Here is a 14,032-nt window from a genome sequence, read left to right as displayed (position 1 = left end):
GGAAACCTGAAATTGCCACACAACAAACATAAATATATCCATTAATTTCCTTTAAAGTCTATTTTAAAAGCTGTAGGGGAAGTCTGCGCTTTTTTGGCTACTTATATAATAAGTTTTCATAGTAAAAATAGTATGTACCACTTGAAGAAATGCTCCATGTAGCAACATTTTTTGTACCATTAATTGACGCTGTTTGTGTACGTGTTCCCTGATTAGATTTTCCCCACCAATTATCTTTCATTAATGCTATTGTATATTTTTCCGTTGTAGTTTTTGAGTTCGATGGAACCCATGTTATTTTCGCATAAGAATCTAATCTAACATTACCGGCATTCAAACTATATGTTTTTCCATTTGCTTTACCATCACAATAACCACCTTGCCAATCATAACAATGCATTGAATATGTTAATGCAAAAACTGGTATATTGCTAAACAAAAAAATAAGTAACATTATAACAAAAACAATTACAAAATTTTTGTTTTTCACTTTAATCTCCTCCTAACATTAAATATTTAATCAATTCTTTAAATTCATTTTACAATGATAAATTTCCAATGTCTACTATATCTTTGTATAGTTTTTACATAAAAACCAAAAAACTATACAAAGATATAGTCTGGTTTAATCAATATCTATTAAATTTAACTTTGTTGCCTTTACTATTGCTTCTTGAATGCTTTTTACACAAAGTTTCTCAATTATTTTCTTCTTATGATATTTTACGGTAACTGGTTTAATCCCAAGTTCTCTTGATATTGTCAATTCTTTATAGCCTTTTGCAAGCATTATCAATATTTTTATTTGTTTGTCTGTAAAATCTATATTTTTGTTTACTAGTTCAGAATTCTTTAAACAGTTTTTATATTCATTAGCAATTTTATCTGAAAGCAATTCGACAACCACATTCATTTCTTCTGTCATGTCTCTTTCTATCGTTGAAACATCTAAATATCCTATTATTTTTTCATCTACAATTATTGGAGCAGCAATGCAATTCCATTTTTTTAGAATGTCACAATAATGATACTTGGGTTCCAAATATACTAATCTTTTTAGTTTCATCGCCATTGATATGGCATTTGTACCTATGGCTTCTTCTTTAAAAGATATGCCAATTGAACAGTCAAAATTGATGTGACATAGGATTTTCTCATGACACATCGTATCCAAAAGATATCCTTCATCATCAGTTAATAAAAATATGTATTTACCCTTTAAGCTCCTTAAAATATTGCCAACAACATTTTTAAATGTCTCAATTAATGTCATATTTTTGTTTAATCTGATTTGCAAATCATTTCCTCTTGAAATTATTGCAGGATCCGTCGTCGAACTTGTAAGCCCTGCTTTTACGCATCTTTTATATGAATAAAGTATTTCATCATATATTTGCATATTTCCCATATAAATCCCCCGTAAAACTTACAAATTTATTCTTTCATAATATAAGACAATTTTTTAAGGAATTTGTTACAGTTTTTTTATAAAAAAATAGTTTATTCAACAAGAAAGCCTCCTTAACATATTTGCAATCATCTAACAAAAATTTATGGGAAATACACATTTCGCTTTAAATATATTTTTTCACCCATTAATTCCACCGCATTATTATCTAATTTCTTTACTGAAATATCATAAACATGATCTTTACGAAGTAAATTTTTAACAAGCAAAACACCTTTTATGATTTCTTTTTCCTGCCTAACTGTTATTCCAAAATCCGTAGTTGCACCGTAATTTGATCTATAAACTATAACGGAGCTTGATTCAAACCTAATATTGTGAATTGGCATAAACGCCTCATTTACATTAAGAGTAATAGTGGCAAATAAAATAATGGCTGCAATTGTTGCACTTATCAACATTAATATTATTGAAATCACACTATTCACTATCTTTGCAGAAATATGTTTAAATCTAAAGCCATTTATTAACAGCATTAATGGAATTATCTGAATACACAAAGAAAAAATATCGTTTAATCTTAAAGACTTAAATCTTATAAAAGGATAAAAGTAATCTAAGTTCAATATCCATAAAATATAAATAGCCAATAGAGTTATATGGATAATGTATTTATTATTTCGAATTAAACTATTCACTAATATCACCCATCTTCCATTTAAATCCATTATCATTCTTTCCAATCTAAAACAGATGGAAAAATGCCGGGAAAGATCTTTCTGATTTTGTTATTAGTCACATTTATAATAACGACATCTGCATGACCCGCATAGTACATTGCTCCTATCAAGTAGTTTCCATCAGATGAAGGCTTATAAGGAAGAAGACCGATAGAATTTACCCTTACAGATTTGCGGTGACTTCCATTAATCTCTTCTATATACACTACATTTCTGACATTTCCTCTTTGATACGCTAAAAACTTTTTATTATATGATAGTGATGGATAAGATGCATCTTTTTTAAAAACATAAGTTTTGTTATTGCTTATTTTATATGCCATAATATTTAAACTCCCACTACTATCTACCTCCGTAAATAAAACCGTATCTGAATCGAGCCAATCGTATCCGGGAAGCAAAAGCTTTGCAATGACAATTGATTTTTTTGCATCCAGATCATAATAAGTCAATTTATCTTTTTGTGTAAAACTAATAGCGTTTTTATCTGGAACAAATTTAGGATAACGGACGTTTTCTCCTGTATATAATAGTTGTCTGTTTGCAAAATCTGTACGCTGATATTCATTTATCTTATAAATTTCATTATTAATGACAGCAATCAAGTTATTTCCATTATTTGCATCATACTGGACATCGTAAAATATATTCCTGATTTCATATTTTTTGTTATTTTTAATATCGTATATTAAAACGGGAAATGATGGAGCTTCACCTTCCATAAGCATGATTTCACCTTTTAATCCATAAAAGCTTTTATAATATTGAAATACACTGAGTAAAACTATGAAGATTATTATGCTCATGAGGATAATTACAAATATTGATATTTTCTTTTTTATTGCAATCACATCCTTCCCATGTTTGCAATATTTATCAATTGGACCAAATTTATCTTGCAACTTGCTCTCTCTCAATATAAGACAAATTTCTAAGGAATTTGTTACAGTTTTTTATAAAAAATTTTTTAAAATAAAAAAGTTTATTAAGGCTATTAACATTCAATTGCATTTTAAAAAGCAGTTTGAATCCCTGCTTTTTTTATCTCATTTTATTTCTTTCCTTCAGGCTCTATGTGAATTATCACATGGGAATCCGGAAATTTATCCACTATCTGCTTTGAAACTTTATGTGACAGTTCATGAGCTTCTACTATGCTGTAATCTTTGTCTACTCGCAAATGAACGTCTATCTCTCTTCGAGGCCCTGATTTTCTCGTTCTTAATTTATGAAAACTTGTAATTTCAAAATTTGATTTTATAATATTCTCTATTTCTTTAACTTCCTTTTCTGGAAGACTGGTATCTGTTAAATCTTTTAATGCTTCTCTTGTCAGTCCAATTGACGCTTTTATAATAAGCATTGCAACAAAAATAGCTATGATTGGATCTAAAATACCCAATTTAGTAATTTTTATAATAACAAGTCCTATTGTAACTCCTAAAGAAGTAAATACATCAGTCAAAAGATGCATTGCATCTGCCTTTAAGGCAATAGAATCTTCTTTTTTTGCTACATTAAATAAAAAATATGATACTACTGCATTTACAAAAGATGCAAAAAGCATCACAATAATTCCAGTTCCCAAATTTTCTACATAAGTACCTGTTACTATTCTTCGCACTGCCTCATATATGATTAATATAGCTGCAAAAAAAATTAAGATAGCTTCCACAAATCCAGAAATATTCTCATATTTGCTGTGTCCAAAAGGATGATCTTCATCTGCCGGTTTTACTGCTACTCGTATAGATAAAAAAGCAATTAAACTGGCAATTAAATCAATAGAAGAATGTATAGCTTCAGAAATTACACTTACTGAATGCATTAGTATTCCTGCCAATAATTTTATAACTATTAATGCACTATTAGAAATCACTGAAAGCAAAGCTGAGTTTTGTTTATTCATGATATCCTCCATATTATCAATTGAAACTTTATTATTGGTATATATTATAGCTTAACGGCTGAAAATATGCAATAATTTTTGATTTAAAGTATTGAATTTCAAAATCAATTGATAATAACTATTATTCCATTTTATTGCTTTTTATAATGATGCTGGAAATTAATCAACTGTATCTCACCATTATATATCCTAAATATAGCATCAATATGGTGATAATGATATCTCCTATATCATTTATGCCAAAAGAAAATTTGCCAAATTCTATTGTAATCACAAACCCAAACACATTCCATAGTCCCACCAATATTAAAAGCGCTCCACCGATCCTGAATTTCCACTTATCGCGATCCATTAAACATCCCCCTATTACAATAATAAAATAAAATTACGATTTCCTAAATTATACATTACAAAGTTATAACATTCAATTGCATTTTAAAGGGCAGGTTAAAATCCTGCCTTATGAATTAGAATACTCAAATACTTCTGTTTCTTTTGATATAAAGATGTCAATTGGCAGCACCCAAAAGCCTCCATTTCCGTCTATGTCTATTCCTGATGATTTTTTGTATGCGGCCCATGGGACTTTTGAGCAATACCAGTTTTCATCATCGTTTTTGTCAGCCCTCCAACTGTAAGGTTTTCCGACAAATTTGGATACTTCATCAACGGCTTTTACTCTTTCTTCTATTGTAGCCTTTGGGACTGTCAGCCCCCACGCCTCGCTGAAATTTTCTCTGTAAAATCTTATTGTCTCATAAATCACACCTTGGTCTGGTTCCGCTGTCAATAGGCATTTATCATCGATGCTTCCATGATATCTCCTGCTGTCAAATATCGCAGCATGTCTTATCGCACCTTGCACGTGAAAACCCTGGCTTGTTGCTACTATTATGTCTCCTATCGTAAACTTGTCAAATGATATGCTGTTTTTATAGACTGTCTTTTCACTGCTTCTCGAAGGAAACTTGACGCCAAATACTTCTTCTGAATTGATGTTTTTAATTAAATCGTATAAACTTACATAGAATTTATTTACTTCTCCAGTTTCAAACGGTTTTGATATCATAATAGCTCCATTTAAAGTGAGAAACCTTTTATAAAAGTCCTCTTTTTTAAAGAGGCTTTTTTTCTTTAAATTTTCCTTGAAATTAAACTCCTCAATGCTAACGCCAGATATTTCAACTTGTTTTTGCAATTCATTATTACTTGATAGGTATTTATTGTTAGGCAATATGAGCATTTCCAAATCCCCCTTCTTTTTAGTCTATGCTATTATAGAAGGGTTTTGTGCATGTATTTTTTACATTATTCAAATTGTCTTTTAATGCTAATCAAAAGCTCTTTGACTTCTTTATAGTAAGACATGGTAAATACCATCTGTTTTATTTTAGATGCACCGCGGATACCTTTAAGATACCATGCTATATGCTTTCTCATCTCCAATATTCCTATTTGTTCACCTTTGTATTCTATCATCATGTCAAGGTGCTTTAAAATCATGTCAATCTTTTCACTTACAGTCGGCTCTGGCAAAATTTCGCCTGTGCTTAGATAATGATGTATTCTTTTGAAAATCCACGGATTTCCTTCTGCGCCCCTGCCAACCATTACTGCGTCACAGCCTGTCTCATCTATCATCCTTTTTGCGTCATCCGGCGAAAAGACATCTCCATTTCCTATTACGGGTATTTTTAAATTATCCTTCACTTTTTTTATTATGTCCCAATCAGCACGACCTGAGTAAAACTGCTCTCTCGTCCTACCGTGAACAGCCACAGCTTTTACGCCGCAATTTTCAGACATTTTAGCAATCTCAACAGCATTTACATGAGCATCGTCCCATCCTTTCCTTATCTTTATAGTTACAGGCTTTGACGAATTTTTTACCACAGCTTTAATTACACTTTCCGCCAATTCCGGTTTAAGCATTAAAGCTGAACCATCGCCGTTTTTCACTATTTTAGGCGTCGGACATCCCATGTTTATGTCTATTGTCTTTGCATTTGACGCATTTAATCTCTTTGCAATCTCACCTATTATATAAGGATCAGAACCAAATATCTGCAATGCCACATTTTCATCATCATCTATGTCTGTAAGAAATTCTGTATTCTCGCTTCCATGGTAAAGGCCTTTAGCACTGACCATTTCTGTGTATGCAAATCCACATTCCATCTCACTGCATATACGCCTGTAAGGCTTATCTGTAACACCTGCCATAGGTGCCAAAAAAACATTGTTTTTGATTTCTACATCTCCTATGTACAACTTCCTCTTCATTCCCTTCTTACAATCACTATAATAAATCATCTATATTCTATCATTATATTTGTCTCTATCCAACTGCCTTTTATACTATTTATGTATGACAAAAGGGAAAGCTGCCATCATACAGCCTTCCCTTTCATTAACTTTATCTTTCTATTTTGTGTACTTTGCGTAAACAAATCCGTACGCGCCGTTATACTGGACTTTATACCATCCGTCGTATTCGCCGACTACTTTTAATTCATATCCATACGGTATTGCTCCTATTTTTAACGCATTTATGGAATTGTTCACTCTGACATTAAGCCCGTCTTTAGCAGTCACCTTCACCACTTTCAATACGGATACATTTGATAAATCTGGGGACGAAGCTACATACTTACTGTATACATAACCCGTCTTTCCATTGTAGTCAATCTTGTACCATCCATTATTTTCCCCTACTATATCAATGGATTGACCAGCCCTTAATATGTCTATCACTTTGTAATTTGTTCCAGCGCCTAAACGCACATTTAAAGCTGACGCTGTGACAATACCTTTGCTTATAATATTTCCTTCTGAAACTGGTGTCTTAGATATTGTCCAGTAGTTGTCGACAACAGGATCTATAGTGCCTTTCACCTTTATATAGCTTATCATCAAGTTTCTTACCTGTCCATCGTCACCATAAGCTTTAGCTGAGTCAAAGACAACAACAGGATTTGTAATTCCGGCTGCCTTCATGAAACCTCCGCCGCCATTAAATCTGTAGTTATTTATTGCAACTGTAAATACATCGTCGTCTTTTACTGGTTTGCCATTTACCGTAAGATTCTTTATCCTGTTTCCAACAGGCTGTGTAAGGTCTATCGTGTAACTTGCTCCATAAAGCTGATCAAGGTTGTAATCCGGTATATTGAGGGTCTTATCTTTTGTTATAGGATCATCTGGAGATTTAACCTGCTGATAATAACGGGCAGACCATTCCATCCAATCCTTTAACTGTTTGCCAGTCATCTTTATTCCGTACAAATAATTTTCATACACATATACGCTCATCATGTCTTGTATTGTGACATCGCCTTTTAATATCTGTGCAGTGCTGCTTAACGGCGCGGCAATTGAAAGATCTGTCTTTGCATAGTATTTTTGCACCTTGTTTATAAGATCCATCAAAGCCGTTTCTTTTGTCAATTGATCTTTTCCTAAGAAGTCACCAGAAGCTGTACCTATCTTTGTTCCTACGTATTTAAGAGTAGCTTCTTGATATGGCTCTGCAAGCTGCATTATGTTTTCATCAGGTTGTACTGAACTGTCCATCGCAACAGCTTTGCTTGTCTTACTGTCGATTACCCATTTTCCGTTTTCATCTTTAGATAAGTTGAAATCTATCCTTGAAACGTATTGCCCCCATTTGCCAGGCTCTGTCACTATCACATCTTTGCCTTCCGGATTTTTAAATGTATCCATTTGTATTACAGCATGTGTATGGCCAGCTATTATCGCATCTATACCATTTACGCCTTGAGCTACAGCTTTTACCTGATTTTCCGGTATAGTATCTGATGGGCTTTCCTCACCAGAGTGCATAGCAACGACAACTATATCTGCTCCTGCGGCTCTCACTTTAGGCACCCATTTATTTGCTTCTTCTACAAGATCATTAAATTTGAGCCCTGCATAATGTGCCTTGTCTTCCCATGAAGGGATTTCTTTTGTAGTAAGTCCTAATATGCCTACTTTCACATCGCCCATAGGCGTAGTTATCGTCTTGATGTAGTACGGCTCTACAAAGTTGGTGCCATCATCTTTGTAAGTGTTTGCAGACAAGACATGGATATTTTCTTTTTCCATATCAGCGATTACCCTGTTTAAGACATCCAAACCATAATTGAATTCATGGTTGCCTAACGTCCACGTATCGTAGTGCATAGCACCCATGGCTTTTGCCATCGGATATTCAGACTTCGTGTCAATTTTATCATAGTAGTATGAAAGTGGCGTACCCTGAATCGTATCGCCATTGTCTATTAATACGACATTGGGATTTTCAGATCTTACTTTGTCAACATAACCTGCTACCTTCGCAAGGCCCTGATTAGCTTCTTTTGCACTGCTGTAATCCCATGGCACCAAATTCCCATGCACGTCAGATGTGGCTAAAACTGTTATAGTCGTCTCATTAGAATCTATCATTGTGGCTGGAGATATCCTATTGTCTATCTTTGCTGTTATATGACCTTGTGCTTTTACAGCATCGATAAATGCATCTCTCACCAATTTCTGCGTATCTATGTAAGATTTCTGCACATCGGGATCAGTAAATTCTGTAAAACCATCTCCGCCAGTTCCCATGAAATTATTCGTTGCTACAAGATATCTTGCATTCATGTCTATCGGTGTTCCATCAGATTTCTTCATGTCAAATACTCTATTCATAGATGGCTTATTCGGATCATACTTAAATGAAAGACCTGCAACCTGAATCCCTTTGCCACCATCCTGAACAGCTTGTTCCAATACCTTCTTAATCTCTGCACCAGTCATGCTTACTGTGACAATGGTATTGTCAAATGGCATCAACGTATACATTGTTCCAACAGTGATATCGCCTTTTAATACGTCAGTTCTAAGTCCACCATTGTTTCCAAAAGCAAAATCTGCATTTACAGCATCTTTAACGACTTCTGACGTCCAATTTCCTAAAATCGAATCTCCAAAAGGATTTGCACTTTGAGTTCTCGTCAAATCTACATCTGCAGTGCCAATTACTTGGCTAAATAGTGGTCCAGCATCTTGTATGGCTTTATCGACTATACTTTGAACATCTTCATCAACTATCGGTGTTTTCGTATTGTAATAGCTGTAATCATCATTGTAAACCATATCTCCTGTATTTACAGTGCCATCACTATTTACTGTTATTTTAAGATCGATAAAGCCCATACCTGCATTATTTGCAACACCTACAGGTATTCCATTCACTCTGGTTGTGACGATCGTATGGGTATGTCCGCCAAATATGGCGTCTACGCCTTTTACGCTCTTTGCAAAATCAATGAGATTGCCTGTTGTCTCACCTGTATTCTTATCAGTCGTAGCTCCCATGTGTGCCAAGACGACTACAATCTGTGCACCATCATTTCTCAACTGCTGTGCAAGATTATTTACAATTGGCACAGGATCTTTAAAATCTACATTGCTTATGAGAGATGGCAAAATTATAGACGGAAATTCTTTGTTATCAACAATGCCGATGATGCCGATCTTTACTCCATCTCTTTCAATTACAACGTACGGTTTCGTATAACTTACAGGTTTGCCTGTGGTTTTGTCGTATACATTAGCTGCTAAAACAGGTATTGTAGAACCTTTTAAGACTGCGCTGCTTGTATCGATGACAGAATTAATACCCCAGTCGTACTCGTGATTTCCTAATGCCATGGCATCAAAACCTATGCTTTTCATCATGTCGATAACAGGCTGACCTTTTAAAACGTTTGAAAGAGGCGTACCCTGGAACATATCTCCGCCAGATAGTACGACAGTATCAGGATTTGCTGCTTTTATGTCCTTTATCCTTTTTGCCAGTACCGATCCTCTCTCCTGAGTGATAGGCGTTCCATCGCTTAATTTGCCTGATGCTTGCAGATATCCATGGAAATCAGTGACTTCCACAAAGTCAAATGTTTTTGACGTAGCTGCATATGATATCTGAGGCATACTTGAAAATGCCATGCCAAATACCATCACAAATGTCAAAATGATACTTAAAACTTTGCCTCTACCTTTAAACATATAAACCCTCCTACTTATCTTATTATTTGAAATATTTTTGAGTATAAACACAATCCCCCCCTTATGTCATATTCGTTTAAACACTGATGCATGGAATAAATCAGATGCACGTTAACCTAAAGTCAATGAAATTTTAGCTGCATTGATGATTGGTGCAACTTCTCACAAGATTAATATAACAGACTATTATAAAGTGATTATTAAGTGTGTGTTAAAATCATGTAAAGCTTGAATTTGTGTTAAATATTTAATTGTAATATATCAGATGTCAGACAACTTTAATATAATTTTATATCTTTACTAAAACAATTACAAACTCCAAAATTTGCCTTTATCCAAAATTTATGTACATGTATCTCAAAAATCCTCTCAATATTAAAAAATTATTCCAATTTGCTATGAATTATAAAAGCTGAAGAAAAATTTTCTTCAGCCAAAAAACAACGCTATACATCATATTTGCACTATGCATTGATAGTAGAATTTCTTTTCATCCTATTTTCTTTCAACGCTTTTTCTATATGACCTCCTGCCTTTTCCAAAAGTTCCTGAGCTTCAGATTTTTCAAGGCCTGTAAGTATCATTAGTATAGTTAATTTAACATCATAATCTGTCTCATCTAATATCTTCTCAATAGCAACGTCATCAGCTCCTGTTGCAAGTTTAACTATTCGCTTTGCCCTGTGAATTAATTTCTCGTTCGTCGCCTGTACATCAACCATCAAATTGCTGTACACCTTACCAATCTTTATCATGACGCCAGTAGAAATCATATTTAATACAAGCTTCTGAGCAGTTCCTGCTTTCATTCGAGTGGAACCCATAATAACTTCAGGTCCAACAACAGGTGCTATCATTACATCAACTAAATTTTTCATCTCAGAGTTTGGATTACACGATATGCCTATTGTCGCTGCTCCAATTTCTTTAGCATAATGAAGTGCTCCTAAAACATAAGGCGTTCTTCCACTCGCCGCAATTCCTACCACAACATCATTGTTGGATAAATTTCTTTCAATCAAGTCCAATCTACCAAGTTCTATATTATCTTCTGCACCTTCAACAGCTTTTCTTATAGCCGTATCTCCACCTGCGATTATTCCCTGCACCATTTCTGGAGATACGCCAAATGTAGGAGGGCATTCAGAAGCATCAAGTATTCCAAGCCTGCCACTTGTACCAGCGCCAATATATATAAGCCTGCCGCCTTTTTTTAATCTTTCCGCTGCAATATCTATAGCCTTTGCAATATTTGATATTTCTTTTTCTACAGCCATCGGAACTTTTTTGTCTTCCTCGTTTATTTTTCTTAGCATATTCTCTGTACTTAACCTATCTATATCAACCGTATTTGGATTTCTACCTTCTGTCATTAATGCTTCTAAGTTCATAATATCAGCCCTTTCTAAATCTGAATTTCACGCCTGGTTTGACTAAATCGGCCAGAATAGACTCTTCTTCAACTATATGTCCTACTACATTTACCCTTTCATCTTTAGGTAAATCAATCAAGCAGATATTTAGCTCTCCAGAATACCTTTTAAAATTTTCATTATCTATTGTTACACTGTATTTTTTTCTATCAATACAGTTATGAGCTTTTATTTCCTTGCCGATCTTTGCATATCCTCTGGATTCTTCCGATCTTACAATATATTCCGATGAGTCAATTCTATTTGTATGGATACAATTAAAAATCAAATCTTTTTCACAATCTGTAACGTCATTAACTAAATCAATTTTTAATTCAATCACATCTTTATCGACTGACGTAACATCACTTATCTCATCAAAGGATGCATATGCATCTCCAAAATATACATCATCAATTCCTGAATAGATTAAATGTCTTGCTGATATATCTGGCTTCATATTTCTATGAACTTCAAGAGTAGGCAATCCTTCATATATTGGACCTCGTTTGCCTTTCTGAGATGGAATAAATGCTGAAACTTTAAGTCCATAACTTTTTATCATCAAAGTTTTTTCTCTAAAAAATTCATAGGAAAGTCCTGTATATGGTTTAGGATAAAAGTTGTGACAAGCACTTAAATTTCTCAAATCGGCATTCCTATATATCAAATCATTTATTTGTTGTTTTGTTATCGTGCTTGCATTTAATTCGATTTTTATACCGTATTTATTTTTAGTCATTTCCGCAATTTCATCTATTGTAAACCCATAATCAAGTCTCAAACAATCTATTCCTAATTCATAAAATGATTTAAGGTTGTTTGATGAAGAACCTAATATATTCATAGTAACAGGTGAAATATCTATTGTAAGTTTCATGTCTAATAATTTAATATACTCCACTAAATCTTTAATCTCATTTATTTTTCTTTCATATTCTATCTCCGGAATATGCATTGATGTAAATACAGAACATATACCCAAACCTTTTGCCGTTTTAATATACTCTTTATTTTTTTGACTTGAAAAGTCATCCGTAGTATAAACAGATACGCCAAATGCCATACAATCAACTCCTTAAAGGGGCAAAACGCCCCTTTTTATGCATCAAAACTAAATGGTTGAGTATCTTTTATCTCTTCATCTACTGGATCTTCAAATCCCAACAAATAAGTTGCTATAAATCCTGCAATATATGATATAATTAAACCGATGATATAATAAATTATTTTATTTGGTTCTATTAAAGCAGCAAGAGGTATACCAGATATTCCTAATCCTCTTGCGCCTACAACTTTTAATGCTTCAAATGCACCTCCGAAAGCTGCCCCAATACATGCTCCTATAAATGGTCGTCCAAGAGGTAAAGTAACACCGTAAATAAGTGGTTCACCAATACCTAAAATTACAACAAGTATTGAACCTTCTATAATCTTTTTAAGCTGTTTGCTTTTTGTTTTGACATATACTGCAATTGCTGCACCAACTTGCCCAGCACCTGCCATTGCTAAAATTGGAAGCAATATTGTAACACCTGTAGATTGAATAAGCTGCATGTGTATAGGCGTAAGCCCCTGATGTAAGCCTGTCATAACCAACGGTAAGAAAGTACCAGCAAGTATAAATCCTGTAAACACACCAGCTTTACCGGCAATCGCAACTGTCACAGCTTTGCCTATGGCATCAGCTATAAAACCACCAAGTGGCTGCAATACGTAAAGCGTTGCAAAGCCTGCTATCAAAATTGTCAATAGAGGTGTCGCAAGTAATTCTATACTGTTTGGCATTCTTTTCCTAATATTTTTTTCAAGCCAACTTGCAAATGCGGCTGCAATTAATACCGAGATAATTCCACCTCTGCCGACAACAAGTGCACTGCCGCCAATTTTTATATCTGCCAAAACAGGATTATAGATGATACCTGCAAGTATACCACCAAGCGTCGGTGAACCTCCAAATTCTTTAGCAGTATTCATTCCTATCATGATACCCATGTAAGTAAAAATTGTGCTTCCAAACAAACTTAGCATAGCCAGCAAATTTTTATCAGCTATCCAATTAAACTTTGTAGCAACATTGGTTATGCCAAGTATCAATCCGCCACCTATTAATCCCGGAATCAAAGGAATAAATATGCTGGCGATTCTTCTTAAAAGAAGTTTAAAGGGGGTTTTGTTTTTTTCATTTATTGCGGCTTTGATTTCTTGTGCATCTCCCAATTTAATTCCTATTTTTTTAGACGCCTCGCCTGCTACTTTTGACACTAATCCTGGTCCCAAAATAATCTGTAACTCTCCTCCTTCTTCGTTGACTTTAATGACGCCATCGACTTTTTTAAGTGCTTCATAATTGATTTTGTCATAATCCTTTGCCAACACTCTTAATCTTGTCATACAATTAGTGATTGATACGACATTTTCTTTGCCACCCAATTCCCTGATGATGCTTTCAGCTATGTCTTTTTCTCTTGACATTTTTCATCCTCCTTTTCTTTTTTATCTTTGAAAGCTT

The 14,032-nt window shown here is 34.0% G+C and carries 12 protein-coding genes; all 12 read right to left on the bottom strand.

Annotation, left to right across the window (positions count from 1 at the left end):
• Positions 1-97 precede the first annotated feature (97 nt).
• The 12 genes from J2Z80_RS05325 to J2Z80_RS05270 all read right to left on the bottom strand — a co-directional run bounded on the left by J2Z80_RS05325 (position 98) and on the right by J2Z80_RS05270 (position 13,995).
• Positions 98-490: a hypothetical protein gene (locus J2Z80_RS05325; RefSeq protein WP_209453462.1), complete on the bottom strand. Its 393-nt coding sequence runs from the start codon at positions 488-490 to the stop codon at positions 98-100.
• 135 nt (positions 491-625) lie between these two features.
• Positions 626-1,408 carry a helix-turn-helix domain-containing protein gene (locus tag J2Z80_RS05320; RefSeq protein WP_209453461.1) on the bottom strand — a complete coding sequence of 261 codons (783 nt, stop codon included), beginning with the start codon at positions 1,406-1,408 and terminating at the stop codon, positions 626-628.
• Positions 1,409-1,551: 143 nt separating this feature from the next.
• The gene (locus J2Z80_RS05315; protein ID WP_245301157.1) at positions 1,552-2,136 is read right to left on the bottom strand and encodes a hypothetical protein; all 585 of its coding nucleotides are present in this window, start codon (positions 2,134-2,136) and stop codon (positions 1,552-1,554) included.
• A 2-nt stretch (positions 2,137-2,138) separates the two neighbouring features.
• Positions 2,139-3,065 carry a hypothetical protein gene (locus J2Z80_RS05310; RefSeq protein ID WP_209453460.1) on the bottom strand — a complete coding sequence of 309 codons (927 nt, stop codon included), beginning with the start codon at positions 3,063-3,065 and terminating at the stop codon, positions 2,139-2,141.
• Positions 3,066-3,199: 134 nt separating this feature from the next.
• The gene (locus J2Z80_RS05305; protein WP_209453459.1) at positions 3,200-4,057 is read right to left on the bottom strand and encodes a cation diffusion facilitator family transporter; all 858 of its coding nucleotides are present in this window, start codon (positions 4,055-4,057) and stop codon (positions 3,200-3,202) included.
• Positions 4,058-4,220: 163 nt separating this feature from the next.
• Positions 4,221-4,409 (bottom strand): hypothetical protein, encoded by a 189-nt coding sequence (locus tag J2Z80_RS05300; protein WP_014757061.1) that lies wholly within the window; start codon positions 4,407-4,409, stop codon positions 4,221-4,223.
• A gap of 108 nt (positions 4,410-4,517) precedes the next feature.
• Positions 4,518-5,300 carry a YiiX/YebB-like N1pC/P60 family cysteine hydrolase gene (locus J2Z80_RS05295; RefSeq protein WP_209453458.1) on the bottom strand — a complete coding sequence of 261 codons (783 nt, stop codon included), beginning with the start codon at positions 5,298-5,300 and terminating at the stop codon, positions 4,518-4,520.
• Positions 5,301-5,365: 65 nt separating this feature from the next.
• A complete protein-coding gene (gene dusB / locus J2Z80_RS05290) occupies positions 5,366-6,340 on the bottom strand; it encodes a tRNA dihydrouridine synthase DusB (RefSeq protein WP_245301156.1) in 975 nt (324 codons plus the stop codon).
• A gap of 141 nt (positions 6,341-6,481) precedes the next feature.
• Positions 6,482-10,108 (bottom strand): 5'-nucleotidase C-terminal domain-containing protein, encoded by a 3,627-nt coding sequence (locus J2Z80_RS05285; protein WP_209453456.1) that lies wholly within the window; start codon positions 10,106-10,108, stop codon positions 6,482-6,484.
• 464 nt (positions 10,109-10,572) lie between these two features.
• On the bottom strand, positions 10,573-11,499 hold the full coding sequence (gene murQ / locus J2Z80_RS05280) for an N-acetylmuramic acid 6-phosphate etherase (RefSeq protein WP_209453455.1): 927 nt from the start codon (positions 11,497-11,499) through the stop codon (positions 10,573-10,575).
• A gap of 4 nt (positions 11,500-11,503) precedes the next feature.
• Positions 11,504-12,586 carry a DUF871 domain-containing protein gene (locus tag J2Z80_RS05275; RefSeq protein ID WP_209453454.1) on the bottom strand — a complete coding sequence of 361 codons (1,083 nt, stop codon included), beginning with the start codon at positions 12,584-12,586 and terminating at the stop codon, positions 11,504-11,506.
• A 35-nt stretch (positions 12,587-12,621) separates the two neighbouring features.
• Positions 12,622-13,995: a PTS transporter subunit EIIC gene (locus tag J2Z80_RS05270; protein WP_209453453.1), complete on the bottom strand. Its 1,374-nt coding sequence runs from the start codon at positions 13,993-13,995 to the stop codon at positions 12,622-12,624.
• Positions 13,996-14,032 lie beyond the last annotated feature (37 nt).

The organism is Thermoanaerobacterium butyriciformans, assembly GCF_017874545.1.
GTDB lineage: Bacteria > Bacillota > Thermoanaerobacteria > Thermoanaerobacterales > Thermoanaerobacteraceae > Thermoanaerobacterium > Thermoanaerobacterium butyriciformans.
Note: the sequence above shows the minus strand (reverse complement) of the source record. Positions and strands in the feature narration are given on the sequence as shown.

Excerpts from the sequence above, each read along its gene's own strand:
- J2Z80_RS05320 (WP_209453461.1), bottom strand. The coding sequence starts at position 1,408 with ATGGGAAATATGCAAATATATGATGAAATACTTTATTCATATAAAAGA.
- J2Z80_RS05315 (WP_245301157.1), bottom strand. The coding sequence starts at position 2,136 with ATGGATTTAAATGGAAGATGGGTGATATTAGTGAATAGTTTAATTCGA.
- J2Z80_RS05305 (WP_209453459.1), bottom strand. The coding sequence starts at position 4,057 with ATGAATAAACAAAACTCAGCTTTGCTTTCAGTGATTTCTAATAGTGCA.
- J2Z80_RS05300 (WP_014757061.1), bottom strand. The coding sequence starts at position 4,409 with ATGGATCGCGATAAGTGGAAATTCAGGATCGGTGGAGCGCTTTTAATA.
- J2Z80_RS05295 (WP_209453458.1), bottom strand. The coding sequence starts at position 5,300 with ATGCTCATATTGCCTAACAATAAATACCTATCAAGTAATAATGAATTG.
- dusB (WP_245301156.1), bottom strand. The coding sequence starts at position 6,340 with ATGAAGAGGAAGTTGTACATAGGAGATGTAGAAATCAAAAACAATGTT.
- J2Z80_RS05285 (WP_209453456.1), bottom strand. The coding sequence starts at position 10,108 with ATGTTTAAAGGTAGAGGCAAAGTTTTAAGTATCATTTTGACATTTGTG.
- murQ (WP_209453455.1), bottom strand. The coding sequence starts at position 11,499 with ATGAACTTAGAAGCATTAATGACAGAAGGTAGAAATCCAAATACGGTT.
- J2Z80_RS05275 (WP_209453454.1), bottom strand. The coding sequence starts at position 12,586 with ATGGCATTTGGCGTATCTGTTTATACTACGGATGACTTTTCAAGTCAA.
- J2Z80_RS05270 (WP_209453453.1), bottom strand. The coding sequence starts at position 13,995 with ATGTCAAGAGAAAAAGACATAGCTGAAAGCATCATCAGGGAATTGGGT.